Source organism: Gemmatimonadota bacterium, from assembly GCA_009841265.1.
In the GTDB taxonomy this organism is placed as follows: Bacteria; JAAXHH01; JAAXHH01; order JAAXHH01; family JAAXHH01; genus JAAXHH01.
Window position 1 is genome coordinate 378,068 of sequence record VXMB01000007.1, and the last position, 18,886, is coordinate 396,953.

General features: G+C 62.0%; 17 protein-coding genes. 4 read left to right on the forward strand and 13 right to left on the reverse strand.

Features of this window, described 5'->3' with window-relative positions; genetic code table 11:
- Window positions 1-16: 16 nt before the first annotated feature.
- The 5 genes from F4X08_03390 to F4X08_03410 form a co-directional block, all read right to left on the reverse strand.
- Window positions 17-340: a nucleoside triphosphate pyrophosphohydrolase gene (locus tag F4X08_03390; GenBank protein MYD24842.1), complete on the reverse strand. Its 324-nt coding sequence runs from the start codon at window positions 338-340 to the stop codon at window positions 17-19.
- Between the two features lie 25 nt (window positions 341-365).
- A complete protein-coding gene (locus tag F4X08_03395; GenBank protein MYD24843.1) occupies window positions 366-749 on the reverse strand; it encodes an isochorismatase family protein in 384 nt (127 codons plus the stop codon).
- Window positions 750-758: 9 nt separating this feature from the next.
- Window positions 759-1,685 (reverse strand): hypothetical protein, encoded by a 927-nt coding sequence (locus F4X08_03400; protein ID MYD24844.1) that lies wholly within the window; start codon window positions 1,683-1,685, stop codon window positions 759-761.
- A 147-nt stretch (window positions 1,686-1,832) separates the two neighbouring features.
- Window positions 1,833-2,825, reverse strand: a complete 993-nt coding sequence (locus F4X08_03405) for an aminoglycoside phosphotransferase family protein (protein MYD24845.1) — start codon at window positions 2,823-2,825, stop codon at window positions 1,833-1,835.
- A 15-nt stretch (window positions 2,826-2,840) separates the two neighbouring features.
- The gene (locus F4X08_03410; GenBank protein ID MYD24846.1) at window positions 2,841-3,146 is read right to left on the reverse strand and encodes a HigA family addiction module antidote protein; all 306 of its coding nucleotides are present in this window, start codon (window positions 3,144-3,146) and stop codon (window positions 2,841-2,843) included.
- 169 nt (window positions 3,147-3,315) lie between these two features.
- Here F4X08_03410 and F4X08_03415 point away from each other — a divergent pair, with 169 nt between their 5' ends.
- Entirely contained in the window at window positions 3,316-4,470 is a 1,155-nt protein-coding gene (locus F4X08_03415) for a methionine gamma-lyase (protein ID MYD24847.1), read from the forward strand.
- A gap of 16 nt (window positions 4,471-4,486) precedes the next feature.
- On the opposite strand, the gene nhaA is transcribed toward F4X08_03415, so the two are convergent.
- The 6 genes from nhaA to F4X08_03445 all read right to left on the reverse strand — a co-directional run bounded on the left by nhaA (window position 4,487) and on the right by F4X08_03445 (window position 11,586).
- On the reverse strand, window positions 4,487-5,713 hold the full coding sequence (gene nhaA / locus F4X08_03420) for a Na+/H+ antiporter NhaA (GenBank protein ID MYD24848.1): 1,227 nt from the start codon (window positions 5,711-5,713) through the stop codon (window positions 4,487-4,489).
- A gap of 23 nt (window positions 5,714-5,736) precedes the next feature.
- Window positions 5,737-6,795, reverse strand: coding sequence for a Gfo/Idh/MocA family oxidoreductase (locus F4X08_03425; GenBank protein MYD24849.1), 1,059 nt, complete (start codon window positions 6,793-6,795; stop codon window positions 5,737-5,739).
- 75 nt (window positions 6,796-6,870) lie between these two features.
- Window positions 6,871-8,253: an MATE family efflux transporter gene (locus F4X08_03430; GenBank protein ID MYD24850.1), complete on the reverse strand. Its 1,383-nt coding sequence runs from the start codon at window positions 8,251-8,253 to the stop codon at window positions 6,871-6,873.
- Window positions 8,254-8,409: 156 nt separating this feature from the next.
- A complete protein-coding gene (locus tag F4X08_03435) occupies window positions 8,410-9,159 on the reverse strand; it encodes an SDR family oxidoreductase (GenBank protein ID MYD24851.1) in 750 nt (249 codons plus the stop codon).
- 71 nt (window positions 9,160-9,230) lie between these two features.
- Entirely contained in the window at window positions 9,231-10,490 is a 1,260-nt protein-coding gene (locus F4X08_03440; GenBank protein MYD24852.1) for an enolase, read from the reverse strand.
- A 28-nt stretch (window positions 10,491-10,518) separates the two neighbouring features.
- Window positions 10,519-11,586 (reverse strand): peptidase M42, encoded by a 1,068-nt coding sequence (locus F4X08_03445; protein MYD24853.1) that lies wholly within the window; start codon window positions 11,584-11,586, stop codon window positions 10,519-10,521.
- 285 nt (window positions 11,587-11,871) lie between these two features.
- On the opposite strand from F4X08_03445, the gene F4X08_03450 reads away from it, so the two are divergent.
- The 3 genes from F4X08_03450 to F4X08_03460 are packed head-to-tail and all read left to right on the forward strand — an operon-like array spanning window position 11,872 to window position 14,301.
- A complete protein-coding gene (locus F4X08_03450) occupies window positions 11,872-12,408 on the forward strand; it encodes a hypothetical protein (GenBank protein ID MYD24854.1) in 537 nt (178 codons plus the stop codon).
- A 34-nt stretch (window positions 12,409-12,442) separates the two neighbouring features.
- Entirely contained in the window at window positions 12,443-13,393 is a 951-nt protein-coding gene (locus F4X08_03455) for a hypothetical protein (GenBank protein MYD24855.1), read from the forward strand.
- 44 nt (window positions 13,394-13,437) lie between these two features.
- Window positions 13,438-14,301: a carbohydrate kinase gene (locus F4X08_03460; protein ID MYD24856.1), complete on the forward strand. Its 864-nt coding sequence runs from the start codon at window positions 13,438-13,440 to the stop codon at window positions 14,299-14,301.
- Between the two features lie 35 nt (window positions 14,302-14,336).
- Here F4X08_03460 and F4X08_03465 read toward each other — a convergent pair whose 3' ends face one another.
- Both F4X08_03465 and F4X08_03470 read right to left on the reverse strand, forming a co-directional pair.
- Window positions 14,337-17,198 (reverse strand): molybdopterin-dependent oxidoreductase, encoded by a 2,862-nt coding sequence (locus F4X08_03465; GenBank protein ID MYD24857.1) that lies wholly within the window; start codon window positions 17,196-17,198, stop codon window positions 14,337-14,339.
- Window positions 17,199-17,229: 31 nt separating this feature from the next.
- Window positions 17,230-18,876 carry a 4Fe-4S ferredoxin gene (locus F4X08_03470; GenBank protein MYD24858.1) on the reverse strand — a complete coding sequence of 549 codons (1,647 nt, stop codon included), beginning with the start codon at window positions 18,874-18,876 and terminating at the stop codon, window positions 17,230-17,232.
- Window positions 18,877-18,886 lie beyond the last annotated feature (10 nt).

The window sequence follows — 18,886 nt, forward strand, 5'->3', positions numbered from 1 at the left end:
GCTCACAAGCGTTGCGTTATTCACGCGGTTCAGTATGGATAAGGAAGACCTTCGTTTCAAATCCTCCTCTTTTCTCCTTCTTCGCGTTTCTCATTTTCTCGAGTTGTATCGGATCAATTCCCATTCGAGACGCAATAGCGTATACCACCTCCAGGATATCAACTAATTCCTCGGCGTCATTGGAAGTGTTGAATTCCCCGACTTCCTCCACAAGTTTGCGTCTGAGTTCATGAATATACTCGGCCCTGTCGAGAACTCGGGTCGTCGGACGATCGCCCGCAGCAGCAATGATATCGGGAATCCTGTCCCGCACAAGCTTGTTGTGGTCAACTCGTTTCATTGCTGCACCCTCCACGGCGTAATTGTCAAAACCGAACCTGGCCTGCAGGTGTCACGTCTGCGAAGTCACCGAGGATATCATTATAGTGAGCGATAATCTGCTCTGCTGTAAGTACATCGGAATCGAAAGTACTGTGTCCATCCTTGACTAGCGTTATCGAATATCCCGCAATACGAGCATGATGGCAGGTCGAGCTGATACAGTTCTCGGTTTGAACGCCCGTAATGATTAACCTGCCGATCTCCTTTTCATTCAAAATAGATGCTAACTGAGTTTCGCAAAACGCATCCGGAGTTCGTTTCTGAACGACGATATCTCCCTTCTGCGGGAAAACCCGTTCGTGCATATGCCATCCTGGTGAATCCGTCTGATCCGGGTCGCCTGGATTACCGTTGTGTACGTTGCCCAATGTCGTTTCCTATATGCATTCCACGATGCGGTCTTCAATCTCAGCCAGTTCTTCGAATTGCCCTACCGTGCTTTTCCAGTCTTCCTGCGTGGCATAGTACTGCGCCAGTCCGTATGACTCGGCTTTTTTAACCAACCATTCCGCGGTTTCAGCCTGGTCTGCCGACTTCATGAAATCGGCCGCATCGAGGCAACGACGGGCACCCATCGGCAGGACGAAGTGGACCAGCATGGCGGCGAATCCTTTGGGCGGTATACCGCGGATCACCTCGGCGGCCATCCGGAACGCCTGCGAACCTCCAAAAAAGACCGGACCGGAGGGGGCGGCATGAATCAGTTCTCGTGCGTTTTCCAGCGTAGCCTTCTGCATGTCTTCGGTCGAAACCGGGCGATCTTCCCGGAAATCGCCGCGCAGGGTGTATGCACTTGTTGCGTAGCCTAGATCAGTGGCATTCCACGCACGCAAAAGGTCATCGATCGGCAGTACCGCGAATGGATAGCATTGCGGGTCATGCACCTGCACACGGTCGCCTTCGAGTTTCAGAGCTATAATGAAATGGTCTCCGCCACGTTTCAGCCGGTGATTCGGGTCATAGGGCAGGAAACCCAGGTCCAGGGGACCAAGCAGTACGGGTCCGTTCTTCAGGTTAGCTTTTAATGCTTCAAGAGCCGATTCAACATCGTCACCCTCCCACAGTGTACACGTCCAACCCAGAATGCTGAGCGCACGGGACATCCCGCTGTTTGGATTCAGGTCGGCGTGGCTTGGGAAGAACAGTGGAGTATCAAACTGCAGGAACAGCGCGCCGAACGGCATACCCGTCATGCATTCCAACAGGCCGGGTTCCGGAAGATCGGCCATGCCGGCGTGCTGCAGACACATGTGAAGGCTGTTGCTGTAACAGTAATGGCTGTTCCCGGTATAAGCGATGTGCATGTGCTGATCCTCTCGTCAAATATCGCAATGGACCGAAGAAACCCTCATTGTTTAAATGGGGTTCATTCAGATCATTATACTATATATTTGTTTAGTATATGTCAAGAAATACGAGAGGAAACTTCCAGGTTTTTGCAGAAAAAACATTCAGGGCATTCCGAGCGTCCGACCGATACTGTCCACCACGTCATCGATCCTTTCCAGGTACCGCATCGCCGCCTTGTAGGTGGGCATGAGTACCCGCTGCTCATCCACCTCGCCATCCAGGTACTGGTTGGCCATCCAGAGATAGATGGAGAGTTCGTAGATCGTCCATTCAGGATCTTTCGGGGTGTTGCCGTATCCTTCATAGAAAGCGGCCGGTGTGGGGCCGATCGGCTTCAACCGGAAGATCTCCAGCCTGGCCAGGTCCCAGGTCGGATCGCCGGACCAGGCGTACTCCCAGTCGAGCCAGGCGGAACACCTCCAGTGGCCGGCATCCTCGTGAACCAGCACATTCCAGGGATGGGGATCGTTGTGCAGCAAGGCCAGTGGTCTTTCGTTCAGCAGGGGTACCGCCTGCTTCAAAACGCGCTTCATCGACGACAGTTCGAAACGAATTCCCAGTTCCCGCTTCAGCAGGTTCTCCGCATGTCGAATGGCCTGATGGTAATGGAATTCACCCCAGGTTCCTTCGTCAAAGGGCTGAATGCGTTGACCGACGATCAATCCCGCGTAGCGATCGGGAAGTTGGATTGAGTGCACTTTTCGTAACGCGGCGCCGACGGTCCGCCAGGCTTTAGCGCGCTGATCGTCGGTCAGGGACTCGACTACGTTACCCAGCAGGGGTCCTGGCTTGTATTCCATCAGCACGGCGCGTCCGCTTTCATCATCGTGATGCGCGACAATGGCCGGCACGGGTACGTCATGCTTCAGCAGCAGATCGTGTAAATAAAGTTCTTTTTCGACCCTTTGCAGGTCGTCATCTGTAGCGTAAGGCCATTCGTATTCGCGGAGGATGTAGCGTGTGTCGTCCCGGAGTTTTAAGTGGGAGGTTCGATTGGTCACGCCGGTATTGAGCGGCTCGACAGACCGGATGGGATTACGGCTTTGCCCGGCTTCGGCGAGTAGTCTAGGAAGGAATGCAGGAAGCTGGGACATGGGGTATGCACGCTTTCAGTTCGATCGGTTCAGCACGCGTACTTCTGTCTCCAATCGTTCTCCCAGCCGATCTTTCTGCAATTCCAGGTCAAAGTGAGTCTGCAGATTCAGCCAGAATCGATCCGTAGTTCCGAAATAACGAGCCAGCCGTAAAGCCGTGTCGGCCGAAATGGCGCGTTTGCCGTGTACGATCTCGTTTATTCGGCGCGGGGGTACTGATATATCCACGGCAACACGATACTGACTCAGACCTGGTGGTTCGAGAAACGCTGCCTTGAGGATCTCACCGGGATGAATCGGAGGCATAATAGCAGCAGGCATGTTTAACTCCTGGTGGTAGTCTACAAGTTCGACCACAAAAACGGTCTTTGAACGATAGGATCATGCCGATACTATAGTAACGTTACGTGGAAACTTTTGACACTGTTTCCGCATCGGTTCTGACGCCAACACACAACAACCACTCGATTCGTTTCCGAGGACTCCCGCCATGCCCAACGACCACGAACTGCGGTTTGCCGCCGACGACTACAAGTCGGCCGAAAACCGGGATTTCACCACGGACGCCATACACGGGGGTTACCACGGCACGTCGTCCGCGGTGCCGATCTACCAGGGGAACACCAATTACCGCGAGGGTTACGAAGGGACGAACTCCTACGGCCGCGGGCTGGACAAGGCCGGAGGTCCCACCAGCGGTGCGCTTGAAGAACAGGTGAGGATCCTCGAAGGCGCGGAGTGGGCGCAGGCGACCTCGTGCGGCATGTCGGCGGTCAGCCAGACGTTGTTCGGCCTGTTGCGGAGCGGCGACCGGGTGGTCTGCCACGAGACTGTATACGCCGGTACCCACATGTTGTTCCAGGACGTGCTGCCGGTGAAATGGGGCGTGGACGTCGAGATGGTCAACCTGTGCGACCTCGACGCCTTGAAAATTGCGCTGGAGAAGTCCGTCCGGATGGTCTATTTCGAACCGTACGCCCACTCCATGGAGTTTATCGACCTGGCCCGCGCCACGGACATGGCCCACGAAGCCGGCGCGCTGGTCGTGGTGGACAACACCTTCCTCTCCCCCTACCTGCTACGTCCCCTGCACTACGGCGCCGACGTGGTCCTCCACGCCATGACCAAATACATGGCCGGTCACGGAGACGCACTGTCCGGTATCGTTGTGGGCCGTGACGAAGAGATACGGAAGCAGATCCACTATATGCGCATCCTGATGGGCGGCGTGCTGGCGCCTATGAACGCCTTCCTCGTGCACCGGGGACTCAAGACCCTGGCCTTCAGGATGGAACGGCACTGCGCCAGCGGTCAGAAGGTGGCCGAATACCTCGACCGGCACGAAAAGATCGCCCGGGTCGACTACCTTGGACTGCAAACCCATCCCCAACACGAAGTCGCGACCGGGTATCTTCGAGGCTATGGAGGAATGATGCGGTTCTTCTCTGGGTCCGGCGTCTCACTCGACACTTTCATCGGTCGGCTAAAGATGTGCAAGCCGTGGTACAGTCTGGGCGATGTGGAGACGCTGATCCTGCCCTCGGGCGAAGGCGCGGACGGTGGTTTCGAAGCGCGCGTTTCGGTGGGCCTGGAAGATCCGGATGACATCATCGCTGACCTGGACCAGGCGTTGGATGCGGCGTAGAAACCTGCGTTCAACCTCACACCACCCTCTCTACCTCTTCCTCGACCGGCTCGACCTTCTTCTCCGCGGGTGGCAGGCTGTTACGGAGGACGATGTAACCCAACACTCCGGACAGCAGCGAACCGGCCATGATGCCCAGTCTTTCGTCGAATACCCCGTAAGTGTCGATGTCTGTGAAGGCCAGCGACCCGATGAAGAGGCTCATGGTAAACCCGATACCACATAGGGCGCTGGCGCCATAGAGGCCCGACCAGGACATGCCGGAGGGCAGGCTGGCCCATTTGAGTTTGATGAATAACCAACAGAGGCCGAAGATACCGATCTGTTTTCCCAGGAACAGGCCCAGCGCCACACCGATGGGAACGCCGTGAAGGACCTGTTCGAGCGTCATGCCCTCGAAATTGATCCCGGCGTTGACGAAAGCGAACACGGGAAGGATGACGAAGGCGACGACCGTATGCAGATCGTGCTCCAGGATCTTGAGCGGCGAGACGTCGGGGTCGGTTCTGGAGCGCATCGGAATGAATATGGCCAGGATCACGCCCGCCAGCGTCGCGTGCACTCCGGACTTCACCAGGGCGATCCACAGGATGACGCCGACCATCATGTAGGAACTGTGGGAGACCCAGTTCCTGTTGTTCAGGAAGACCAGCACCAGTACGCAGCCCGCGGCCACCAGCAGGGCGGTCACCGATATTTCCGCCGTGTAGAATACCGCGATGATCGCAATGGCCCCGATGTCGTCCAGTATGGCCAGGGAGGTGAAAAAAACCTTGATCGAAATGGGCACGCGGGAGCCCAGGAGGGCCAGCACGCCGAGGGCGAAGGCGATATCCGTGGCCACCGGAACGGCCCAACCTCGCAAGGCGTCAGGATCGCCGCTGTTGAAGAGCAAATAGATCAACGCGGGGATGATCATACCGCCGATGGCGCCCACGCCGGGCAGGATGATGTTTCGCCGGTCCGACAGCTCGCCCTCGAGGAATTCGCGCTTCAGTTCCAGGCCGACGAGGAAGAAGAAAATGGCCATCAGCCCGTCGTTGATCCAGAGCAGCAGCGGCTTGTGGATATCCAGCGCGGCGATGTGGATCTGAATCGGTATATTCAGCAGGAAGTGGTAGAGCGGTTCAAGGAACGAGTTCGCAAAAATCAGGGCCAGCGCGGTCGCGAGCATCAGTAGGATGCCGCTGGCGGATTCCAGGCGTAAAAAGGCGTCGATGAACGGTAGTTTCTGATTCGACATAAGCTGTGTTACCCGTACCTCCCTCAGGCTGAGCCCGCCACCTGCCCGACCATCTCCTCAACGTCGACGGACCTGCTGCTGCGCGAGGCCTCGATGGCGGCGAAGACCATGGCCACGCTTCGGATGTTATGTTCCAGGCGCGTATCCGGCGGGGGTCCGCCGTCGATCCAGTCCAGGAACTCGTTGATCTGCCACTGGTGCCCGTCGTACTCCGGAACGACGGGACTGACGTCCTCGACGCGCATGCCCTTGCCCGGCGTGTGCCGGTACATGCGCGTGACCCCGTCGCTACCAATGGCGACGGCGCCTTCTTCACATTCGGCCCGGTAGTACTCCTGGTGCCAGCTGTTCTGCTCGGAGGCACCCAGGCACGAACCTTCGTAAGCCGCCTTCACCCCGTTGGTCATGTCCATCACGTACATGGCACAGCAATCCCCCTGGAAGGTGCTCCACGGCCGGTTCCACTCCCAACCGGCGATCGTCTTGCAGTCTCCCCCCGAGAGATTCCGCATCATGTCAAAGTGATGCACGGCGCCTTCCACGAGCAGGGTGTGCGGTATTTCGTAGCGGAAGGCGCCCCAGGCGCCGTGCTTCCGGTAGTCCGCGGCGAAGCGGCCCTGGATGTGGTTGATTCGTCCCAGTTCTCCGTCCCGCAGCACCTGCCGCATGGTCAGCATGCGGCTGGAATAGCGGTAATTCTGAATCACGTGCATCTTCAGGCCGGCTTCCGTGACCGCCCTGTATATATCTACGCATGCGGGCCACGTGTCGGCAATCGGTTTTTCACTCAGGATGTCCAGCTTGTGTTCCACCGCCAGCATTACGGCGTCCCGGTGGACGGCCGGTGGGATCACGATCGTACAGTAGTCCGCGTCCACCTCCCCGAAGGCGGTGGCCATGTCCGTGTATCGACGGCTCCGTGGAAGCCCCAGGAATTTCCCGGCATCGTGGAGGATATCCGCGTTGATATCCACCAGGGCGACGATTTCGTGCCGGTCTTCGAACCGGGGATAGAATCGGCGTATCCATGCGCCGGCCATGCCGCCGCCGCCGATCATCAGGCATTTCTTGTTATTAGACACTCAATACTCCATTCTCCTGTTGGAAATCGCCCCGCATTCGATGATAAACGGCCGCATTCGATGTAAGACACCACGCTATATCACCATCCTCTTCCAGGCACCTTGCCGGAACCGGTAGACGCAGGCGATTCCGAGCAGGCAGATGTAGATCGTCGCACTCAGCCAGGCGCCCCAGAAGTCCAGTTCCAGGGTGAAGGCGAGCAGGTAGGTCATCGGAAGGAAGATCACCCAGGCGCCGATGAAAGCGGCCACGGCAGACCACCGGGTGTCGCCGGCGCCGCGCAGGGCGCCGATGAATATGACCGCGAGGGCGTCGAAGGCCTGGAACAGCGCCGCGTACAGCAGTCCCTGCCTACCGTAGCGGATGACGTCGGGATCGTCGTTGAACAAGCTGACCAGCGGTTCGGGAAACAGCAGGAATGCCAGGCCGACAAAGACCATGATGCCCATCGCCAGTTTCAGGGCGCTGTAGGCACTGCGTTCGGCCAGCGCGATACGTTTGGCCCCGATGTACTGCCCCACGAGGGTGGCGGCGGCCATGCCGATGCCCAGGCCGATCATGTAGGAGATGGACATCAGCTGGATGGCGATCTGGTTCGCGGCCAGCTGGGCGTTCCCGAGCCTTCCGATGATGGCGGCGAAGATGACGAAGCTGCCGATGTCGAGAAACCGTTGCAGGCCAATCGGGGCGCCGACTTTCAAGAGCCGGACCTGGTCCAGCCACCGGGGCCGCGGCACGTTCCGGTTGTCGTAGGGACGAAGCCGCCGGGACAGGTACAGGACGAGGTAAATTCCCCCGCCCAGTATGCCGGCCAGCGCCGATCCCATGGCCGATCCCTGTACCTCGAGGCGGGGCAGGCCGAAGTGTCCGTAGATCAGCCCGTAGTTCAGGATGACGTTGATGATGTTGATGGTGATGCCGATCTTCATCGGCGTCTTCGTATCGCCGATACCACGGAAGAAACTGGCCGCGGTCATGGCGACCATGAAGGCCGGACCGTCGATCAGCCGCCATTGCAGGTAGGTGATCCCCAGGCGCCGCACTTCGGCGGAGGGCCCCGCGAGGTCGAACAACAGGGGCACGAAGGGGATGACGAGCAGGATCAGCACGCCGCTGGCCACGGCCATGTACAGCCCCTGCCACGTCATGTAGCCGCAGTCCTTCCGGTTGCCCGCGCCGTAGCTCTGGGCGACGAAGGTGTTCAACCCCATGGCCAGCCCCAGGAACGGAAGGTAGAAGAGCCAGGCGAGCATGGATCCGAGACCCACGGCGCCGATCTCGGCCACGCCCAGCTGGCCGACCATGTACGTGTCGACCACGCCCAGCAGCGTTTCGGACATGTTGGCCAGGATGATTGGATAGGCCAGCAGCCATACCTGGTTCACGCTTCCCGAAGAGGGATGGATGGCGGGTACCGTTTCCTGGGCCGAAGGTTTCGATGTATCGGAAACGCTCATTTTTTTCGGAAAGTGGTGGCTTGATCACAGGGAACAACGCCGTTCCTGACACTTCGCATTTTACGAATCAGTCGGATCGATTCACGCGAATCTCGCAGGAAAGTGCGCAACACTACGCGTCCCTGCCGGAGATGCTACGCGTCCGTACTGGAAACGCTACGCGTCCCCGACGATGGTCAGTCCGCCGTCGACCACGAGGCTGGCCCCGGTGATGAAGGACGCCTCGTCGGACGCGAGAAACACCACGGCGGACGCGATGTCTTCCGGAAGGCCCAGCCGCTTCATGGGCGGCCGGTCGATGTAGGGCCTGCGAATCGAGTCGTCGAGGCCGTCCCAGGCATTCGTCAATATGGCGCCGGGCAGCACCGCGTTACTGCGGATTTCGGGTCCGTAGTCCACGGCAACGGCCCGCGTGATCCCGACGACCCCGCCCTTGGCGGCGTCGTAGGCGGCGTAGTCCCGGAATCCCACCAGGCTGTGTACCGACGCCGTGTTGACAACTGCGCCTCCACCGGATTCCCGCATGACCGGGATGGCGTGCCTGCAGCCCAGGTAGATCGCTTTCAGGCACACGTCGAGCGTCCGGTCCCAATCGGCTTCCGCCAGGTCGCACACCGGTCCGGGCGCGTGCCAGTACGCGTTGTTGTGCAATATCTGCAGTCCGCCGTAGGTGTCGACCGCGCACTGGACCATGTGGCTGACCTGTTCGTCCCGGGCCACGTCGGCGACGCAGGCCGTGGCCGTCCAGCCATCCCGGCGGATCGATTCGACCGTCTGTTCCAACCCCACTTCGTTGATGTCCACGGCCACGACCCGGGCGCCTTCCCGCGCCATCCTCTCCGCGGTGCCCCGTCCAATGCCCGAGGCCGCGCCGGTTACGATCGCCGTCTTGTCTGCCAGTCTCATGGTTCTGCTCCGTTGCTATGTCGCTGAGTGCAGGCTGTGTCGCGGAATTGACGCGTGCCCCGGAATCCGAGTTAGCGCTCGGTAACCGGCGACTCCCGGGTGCGGCGCCACAGGTCGTCGAACTCCGCGGTCCCGTCCTCCCGCCAGTATTCGGTCCGGATGCCGGGCGTATAGGCCTCCAGTTCCCAGCCATGGCGGATGTTGCCAAAATGGACGCGATGCCCGTCGGGAAACACCGCCGTGCGGATGAAGCGCGGCCTGGGAAAGTCGTAGGGTTCGTCCCGGTCGCGAAAAGGTCTCATCACGTCATCCGGGACGAGGAAGCCGTGCATGGCCTCTTCGTCCACTTCGACGCCCAGCCCGGGCCCGTCGGGGACGCGGTGGAAGCCGCCGACCACCTCGATGGGGTTTTTCAGCAGGTGGTGGCGGTACAGGTTGATGCAGGTGATTGCGGGCCAGGTGGCGTGGGTGAGCACGGCGCCGAGATGGGCGGCCCAGGTGGTGGTGAGTCCGTTGCCGACCATCTGGAGCCAGAAGGGCATGTTGGCCTCCGCGCTGAGGATGCCCTGGTACTTCACCCGCGTGGCGCCGCCGCTGACGACGAAACCGTCGCAGACCGCCTCGCGGATCGCGGTGGTGTAGGGCGGCGATCCGAAATGCATGGCGATGGGACGGCTGATGACCTGCCGCAACTGGCGGTTCCCCAGGAGGTCGGTCTGCGGGATGGGCGTCTCGAACATGGCCACGATATCGAACCGCTCCAGGCCGCGCATGACGGGCATGGCCGCGGCGGCGTTGTGCATGGAGCCGTTGGCGTCGAGGTCCACCCGGAAGTGGCGCGGCACGTTGGCGTCGATCGCCGTCATCTGTTCGTGGATGTCGTGCCACGGCCGTTGCTTGAGCTTGATGGTCGTGTACCCGTTGTCCACGGCGTCCCGGACCTGGCGGACCCAGTCGTCCGGCGGCCCCTCGTTGGACCACCAGGATATGGGGACCCAGTCCCGCACTTTGCTGCCCAGCAGCTTGTGAACCGGGACCTCGAGCGCCTTGCCCACCACGTCGAACAGGGCCATCTGCAGCCCGGCGCCGATCGTATCGTCCTGCATGAAGTCCGCCGGGCTCTTGCCGATGACGCGCTGCACGCTCTGGTCGGTCACCCGCGAATGAATGTAGTGGACGATGGTCTCGCCCCAGCCCACGAGGCCGGCGTCGGTGGTGACCTTGCACAGTTCGAACACGGACCAGTTGTATACCGTTCGCTCCGCCATGGGCCGCTGTCCCTGCGTGAACGGCACGGTGACGGTGAAGCGTTCCACGTTGGTGACTTTCAGGGGCATGAAGTTGCTCCGTTCCTCTCGGTTACACCGGTTTTTCCAGGTAGGCCGCCAACAGGGCGGCGCAACGGACCAGGCTGTTGCGGGGTATGATCTCGAAACCGTGGGTGTTCTCCGTGGGGATGCATAAAAGGCCGGCCTGGGGCGTCTGTCCCACGGACTTGGCCATGGTGGCGTCCGAGGCGTAGCTCTGCCAGTACGCGCACTGGGGTTCCATGTCCAGCGTCCGTCCGCACGCCAGCAGGCGGTCCGCGACGGCCTTGTCGTAGAGTCCCCGCCCGTCGCCGTAGACCACGATGGGTTCGTCGGAGAGTGCCACGCCATACTCCTCGCAGGCCGGGCCGGAATCCACGGCCAGGGACACCTCGCCGGGCAGGGTCCGCGCGGCGTAGGCAGCGCCGTGGCCGCCGATCTCCTCGCAGGTGGTCATCACCAGGTAGGCATCGCCCGCGGGCCGGACGCCCTGGTCCCTCATGCTCGTTGCCGCACCGATGGCGATGGCGATGGCCGCCCGGTTGTCCATGAAATACCCGCCGATGCAGTCTTCGATTTCCCAGAAAGCGCGCCGAGACTGGGCGATGACGACGCGCGTACCGGCGTGCACGCCCGCCTCCTTCAGCTGCTCAGCCGTCCGGCGCGTGAAGACGTACACGTGATTCCAGTCCATGGCCACGTTGCCGCCCTTGGCCTTCGTTTCCCAGATCCGCGCGGAATCGGCCGTCGTGTGCTGCGGACCGACAGAGAGGACGCCCGGAACGATGCCGTCGTCTGCCAGGATCTCGACGGGGCCCTGCCCGTAATTGGCGGGATAGATGCCCCCAAGGGGATTGACCCGGAGCGTGCCGTCCTCGTTGACGCGCTTGACGACCAGGGCCAGTTCGTCCAGATGGGCCATCACGCGGATAACCGGGGCGTCCGGCGAGGCGCCCTTCAGCATGCCGATAACGTTGCCGGCGGCGTCGATCCAGGTCTCGTCGCAAAGGGACTGCAGTTCCCGTTCACATACCGTCCGCACCTCGTCTTCCTGGCCTGACGGACCCCGGGCGTGAACGAGTTCCTGGAGCAATGAAACGAGGTGGTCGTCGGCGGACATAGATCGCTCCTTGCGGGTTGAATTGAACGGTCGCGGTCGTGGTGCGTCTGTCAAAAAGATATGCGTAAAATAGTACTTTTCGATCGGCTTCAGATCAAGGGTAAAGACTTGACAGAGGGCATGTTATGTATAAACTCCAGATATCGTCGTCCTGGTGTACGGAGTTGCCGCCGTCCTGGATTCGGGCGTGGTCTCAGAAGCGGAGATTGGTGGCGCCGTGAACCCCGAAGCGGTTTCAGGCGCAGATCGCCGTCCTGGATTCGGGCGTGGTCTCAGGAGTGGAGATTGGTTCAAGCCTCTCAACTGAAGCTGGCGGCAATCGTCATAAAAACGACGGTCGTGCACACTGTCACTTATTTCGTCGCCGGTGCGCTGGCCTACGCGTTTTTCGACTACCAGTCGCTCTGGGATGAACCGGTCTTCAACGTGTACATGCGGCGCATGGACGATCCGGTCCTGATGGCCGGACCGCTCTTTCAGCCCATCCGAGGGGTGTTGTTCGGCGTGGTGTTCTACCTGCTGCGCCGCGAATACTTCGGCCGGGCTTACGGCTGGCTGACCATCTGGGCGGTCCTGGTCGTGCTGGGGATGTTGAGTACGTTCGGTCCGGCACCGGGTTCCATAGAAGGCCTGATCTATACGACGATTCCCTTCGGCTCGCAGTTCGGCGGCGGGAGCATCGAGACTTTAGCCCAGGCGCTTACCTTTTCGTTTATCGTGTTCTACTGGGTGCGCCAGCCCGATAAGCGGTGGTTGACTTGGGTGTTGACGACTGCGTTTCTCCTCGTCCTGGCGTTTTCACTCATCGGGATGCTACAGTGATCCTTCCTGATTTACCTATTTTACAGGAGTCATTATGTACCGGAATCTGATGGCAATACTCGCAGGTGGCGCATTGGTGACCATGTTGTCGGCCTGCGCGGCCACGGAAGAGGAAACGGCTGCGCCAGAGTCCGAAACCACGGGTGACGCTGAAACTGCGGCCGACGCCGACGTCCTCACCACGACCCTGACGCCCGAGTCGGACCGGGCCGCCATCGTCGCCCACCTGCTGGAAGCGGAGCGGAAGAAGATCAATACCGAGGCCATGGCGATCAACTTCCCCGACATGGACCGTCAGACCGCCTACGACATCCAGGCGGACATCCTGGCCGAGAAACTGAAGAATGAAGAGCGCGTCGGCTGGAAGATCGGGTTCTCCCGCATGCCCGAGGACCCTGCCACGCTGGATCCTATCTACGGCCACATCATGGCGTCGAACGTGTTCGAGCCCGGGACGCCCGTCGAAGCCTCGGCATTCGTGCCCGACTCGGCGACCGTGGAAGGCGAGTTCGCCTTTTTGATCGGCCAGGATCTCCCCGGTCCCGATTTGACCCGCGAGCAGGTCGGCGATGCCGTCACCGCGGTGGTCGGCGTGATCGAACTGCTTTCCACGTGGACGGCCGGTACCGAGGAGAATCCGTCCACGCGCGACCATGACGTCACGGGCAACGTGTTCCACGTGGGCATCATCCTTGGCGAGACGCGGGTGCCCCTCGATGAGATGGATTTCACGATGGAAACCGCGACGGTAGTGATCGACGGCGAGGAAAGGGCCTCCGCGCTGGCCACCATGAACATGGGCGTGGATCCTCTGGAGGCGCTGACCTGGCTGGCCAACGAGTTGACCACCTACAGCGACGAGTACCTCCGGGCGGGGGACGTGGTGATCACCGGAACGGTCTTCCCGCCGCCCCGCATGGGTGCCGGCAGCAAGGCGGTGATGAGCTACACGACCCTCGGCACGATCGAGGTGGAGCTAAAATAAAAAACTGCTACGTCATCGTCGGCCTGGGTGAATTGCTCTGGGACATGCTGCCGTCGGGCCCCCAGCTCGGCGGCGCTCCGGCGAACTTCGCCTACTTCGCGTCCCTTCTGGGTGAAGAGGGCATCGTAGCGAGCCGGGTCGGCCGGGACGACCTCGGGGACCGGGCCGTGGACCGAATCGCCGGTCTCGGCCTGTCCACCGACGCGATACAGCGAGACGAGCACTATCCCACCGGGACGGTCGACGTCGCCCTCGGACCGGACGGGCAGCCTGAATTTACGATTAACGGTGATGTCGCGTGGGAGCACATGGCGTGGACGCCCGGCTGGTCGGCGCTGGCCGCCCGGACGGATGCCGTGTGCTTCGGGACGGTGTGCCGTCACCAGGCGGCTTCGACGAGCGCGGTCACGGCGTTTCTCAAGGCTCTGCGGCCCTCCGCCCTTCGCCTCTTCGACGTGAACCTACGGCAGGACCGGTACACCCCGGCCCTGTTGCATGAATCCTTCCAGCATGCCCACATTGTCAAGCTGAACGACGAGGAACTGCGCACGGTCTGTCCCCTGCTGGACCTCGGGGGAGTGGATCTCGAGTCCATGGCGCGGCAGCTACGCGAGCGGTATGAGCTGGAAGTGGTCTGCGTCACCCGCGGCGCGGAAGGCAGCCTGCTGGTCACCGCGTCCGAGACCGTGGCCCACCCGGGCGTGCCGGTCGACGTGGTGGATACCATCGGCGCCGGCGACGCCTTCACCGCGGTCCTGGCCAGCGGGTACCTGCGCGTCGTGCCGCTTGAACGGGTGAGCGTAGCCGCCAACCGGCTCGGCGCCTGGGTGGCGTCGCGGACCGGCGCCATGCCGGCGGCCGACGAGGCGGTGTGCTCCGCGGTCCGGAATACCCTGCGGGAAGCATAAAGGAAGCACAAAGAAAGCGTAAGGGAAACGACGGATTATTCAGGCAGGTAGTACGTCTCTTCCGCCGGCCGCAGGGGGCGATTGAGCCAGAGGGGCCGGCGCAGTCCGCCCGGTCCGGGCGCGGGGCGCGTCTGGTCCAGCCATTCGCGGTACACCTCGAAGGACTTCTCCGTATCCACCAACACGTCTCCGTAGGCGTCCTCGTCGCGGGCCTTTTCGACCCTGACCTTCTGGTGCCAGCAGTGCATGCCGCTCACGGGATCGGGGTGCACGGGGAAGGTGATGTTCTGGTGCACGCCGCCATCCCGCCAGAAGATGCGGGAGGAGTCGCGGTCGGCGCTTTCGTAGGGCCGGATGCCGTCCATCACTTTCATACGCCACTTGCCGCCGGATGCTTCCTGGATATCCACCAGGTTGACCGACCAGCGGTTGCCGTCCGCGTCCTGCTTGCGCCGCCAACGGCCCAGGTGGTGTGAGCAGGCGACCACGCCGGGCTTCATGGCCTCGGTGACCCAGACGCGGTCCACGAAATGGCCGATCTCGGTGGTCACCCGGACCAGGTCGCCCGTGGTGATGCCCATCCGGTCGGCGTCCTGCCGGTGCATCCACACGGGGTTGCGGTTGGAGATCTCGTTGAGCCACTTGGCGTTACCCGACCTCGAGTGGATCAGCGTGGGCAGCCGGAAGGTGGGCACCAGCGGGAACTCGCCCTTATCGCGGTCGAGCGCGTCGGGGTGCACGTGGCTCTTGATGTAGGTGGGGATGGCGTACTCCGGCCAGCCCCAGTCCACCATGGTCTGGGAGTAGAATTCCTGCTTGAGCGACGGAGTGGGGAAGCCCGCGCGCGGTGTCCCGTCCACCATGACGCCCACGGTCTTGCCGTCGGCGACCAGGGTATTCGTCTCCGGATCGACCTCGGCCCCGGCGGCCGTCTCGTCATCCAGCTTCTTGAGGTGCTTTGCGTAGGCCGTCTTCTCCACCTCGAAGGCGCCGTACTTGCGCATGTAATCCAGGGTGGACAGCCCTTCTTCCGCGGCGGCCTCGGGCAACCCGTCCACGTGGTCGAAGATGTACCGGTAGTATTCGTCGACGGTGATCTTCTCGCCGGGCCGGTAAGGTGAAATGAAATGGTCCCTGATCCCCAGGCTGCCGTCGGGATCGATGCGCCAGGACAGCTCGATCCAGAACTCGTCCTCTTCCCACACCTCGCCCGGGTTGGCCTCGTAGGTGAAGGTCACCGGATCGCCCATGCGCCGCCGCGCCTCCCGCAGGACGGGCTGGCGGAACCCGATCCAGGTGCCCGAGTGGGTCTCATAGCTGATGATGTCGTGGCGCTCGCTGGCGTGGCCCATGGGCAGCACGTAGTCCGCGAAATAGGCCGTCTCGTTCCACGTGGGCGTCAGGGCCGCGTGCAGCCCCACCTTCTCCTCGTCGCGCAGCGCCTCGACCCAGGTGAACCCGTCCGGATACGTCCACACGGGATTGAACACCCGGGTGAAGTAAACGGCCAGCTTTCCCCGTCCCTCTTTCAGGAAATGGGGCAGGAGAAAGCTCATTTCGTAATGGGAGAGGGGGTATTCCTTCGGGAAATGCAGTTCGTTCCAGAACTTCTGGTCCGGGGGGTGATCGAAGACGTTGGGCTTGAACTTGTTCCAACCGCTCGGCGAGGTCCCGCCCTCCGTGCCGACGCTGCCCGTGAGCACGTTCAGGAAGTGGAGACACCGCGCCACAGCCCAGCCGCCGGCGTTGCCGCTTCCCGCGCTGCGCCAGTTGTGGGTGGCGAACCGCGACCCCGCCCGGCCGATCTCCCGGGCGATTTCCACGATCTGCGCCGCCGGTACGCCGCTCTCCTGCTCGGCGAACTCGGGGGTGTATTCGCTGTAGACGGCCTTGAGCGCCTCGATGAACCGCTCGAAGGTGCGCGGCCCGTCGGGGTGTTCCTTCTCCAGGTAGGTCTGCCAGTTCACCCACGTCTTCATGAACTCCCCGTCGTAGGAGCCGTCCTGCAGGATGACGTTGGCCATGGCCAGCAGTACCGCGGCCTCGCTGCCCGGATAGGTCGGCATCCAGTGGTCGGCCATGCTGGCCGTGTTGGACAGCCTCGGGTCCATGACGGCCAGCTTCGCCCCCTTCATCATGCCTTCGATGATGCGCTGGGCGTGGGGATTGAAGTAGTGTCCCGATTCCAGGTGGGCGCTGATGAGGAGGATGAATTGCGCGTTGGCGTGGTCCGGCGACGGCCGGTCGAAGAAATGCCAGAGGGCGTAACCGAAGCGCGCGCCCGACGAGCAGATGTTGGTGTGGCTGTTGTGCCCGTCCACGCCCCAGGCCTTGAGCACCCGGTCGATGTAGCCCTCGGCGCCGGGTCGGCCCACGTGGTAGGCGATCTCGTTGTTGGCGCCCTGCTGCAGGCGTTCGCGGATCCGGCCGGCGATGTCGTCCAGCGCGTCGTCCCAGGACACCCGTTCCCACTCGCCGCTGCCCCGGGCGCCCGACCGGCGCACGGGATAGAGGATGCGGTCGGTGTCGCGGATCTGGTTGATGGTCGCCGGACCCTTGGCGCAGTTGCGCCCCCGGCTGGCCGGGTGGTAGGGATTGCCCTCGAACTTGCGGACCTCCATCGTCTCCTTGTCCACGTAGCTGAGCATGCCGCACCCGGCTTCACAGTTGAAGCAGGCCGTGGGCACCACCATGTAGCGTTTGGTCTGCTGCCGCGGCCAGTCCTGGGCCTCGTACTCCACCCAGTCGTCCCACTGGTCCGGCGGCGGGTAGTCCGTGAGCGCGCCGCCTTCGGTCAGGCTCGGGAGATCCGGTCCGTCCACTTCGTGCAGGTTGGGGATCAGGCCGATCTTCTCGGCCAGCGATTCGATCAATCCCGGTTTATGGCGTATGGACATGGAGTCTTTTCCATCCTCGATCGTCAGTGCGTTAACTCAGCGGAATGTCCTGCGGCGCTCTGACCCAGACGTACTCCGTCGCGTAGAGACCGATCAGCACGCCCGCGCCCGCCGCGGCGAGGACCGCTTCACCGCCGATCCAGGCCAGTACGACGGGCACAAGATTGCCGATCGCGATACCAAGCAGCCAGAAGTATCCCCGGTACCTGCCACGGACGATGGCCTGCACGGCTTTTCGGGCGTCGGCCGTGGGATGGGGCGTCAGCATCTCGGACGCGATGACCAGCAGGTTCAGGATGATGGCGACAATTAACGTGTTCCGCACGAAGGCGGTCCACGCCTCGCCGGGCTCGCCGAAAAGGTGCGCCAGGGCGAACACCGCCGCACCGGCCAGTACCGCGTGGAGCAGCATGTGCAGGACCAGCGTCGGGCTCTGCCAGAAATCCCGCCCCTTGGCCTGGGCGAAGAGAAAGGCCGTGTATACTGCCGTGACGACCGCCAACACTGCCGTGATCCAGCCGATGATTTCAGCCGCTCCGGTCCGACCGGTCCACATGGCCGCGGCCCAGAGCGTGAGCGCCAGCCCGTAGAGGGTCAGGGCGTAGCCGCCGAGCACGAGCCAGGATTTCCACTGGGGACGAAGCAGCACGTATAGAAAGCGTTTGGGTTGGGTCAGGTCGCTGACGAGCAGGATCGTCGTGGCCAGGAGGAACGTCAAGGCCACGGTGCAGCCGGCCCACGCGAGCACGGGATCGACGGCATACCCGAAGACCGAGGCCGCGAAGGGAAGGAGGAAGGCCCCCGCCGAAATGGCCTTGGTCCACACGTAGGCTGCCACGTCGTTGCCCCACAGGACGCCCTTGTCCGGTGCGTCGTAGACCCGGCGCGCCGCGGCGTCTTTTCCATTGCCCCGATCGCTGCCTGGTTCCGCTCCAGCCCGGCCACCAGCGTCATCCTGTCGGTCGCCGCCAACCTGCCCGTCCTGTCCCATCCCCCCAAGCTGCCGGATCATGTCCTCCGGATCCGCCTTGGCGGTCCGTTCCTCGATATACCGGGCAAAATGGCCGACGCCGTCCGACTGCGAACTCCACATGTAGTTGTCCGACGTCGCGGTTTCCCCGGGCGTCAATGAGGCCTCGTCGCCGTCGATGTAGTACAGGCGGGGCTTCGTGTCCTTCTCGATCTTTCGGACCGTCACCTGTTCCTTCGCGAGCAACTGGGAGATCTCCGTCGAACCATCGTCCATATCGCCTGAGATGATGGCGTGTTCCGGGCAGACGTTCACGCAGGCGGGTTCGAGACCGATATCCACTCGGTGGGCGCAGTAGTTGCACTTGGCCGCCGTATGGGTGTCCGGATCGATATACAGGGCGTCGTAGGGACAGGCCTGCATGCAGCCCTTGCATCCGATGCATCGCCGCGGATCGAAATCGACGATGCCGTCCTTCCGGGTGTACAGCGCCGTCACCGGACAGATCTCCACGCAGGGGGCGTCCTCGCAATGGTTGCACCGCATGACGGAGAAATGCCTCGACGTGTTCGGATACGTCCCTTTCTCGATGTACTTCACCCAGGTCCGGTTGACGCCGAGGGGCACTTCGTGCTCAGCCTTGCACGCGACGGTGCAGGCGTGGCACCCGATGCACTTCCTGTTGTCGATGATGAAACCGTATTGCATGGATGCTCCG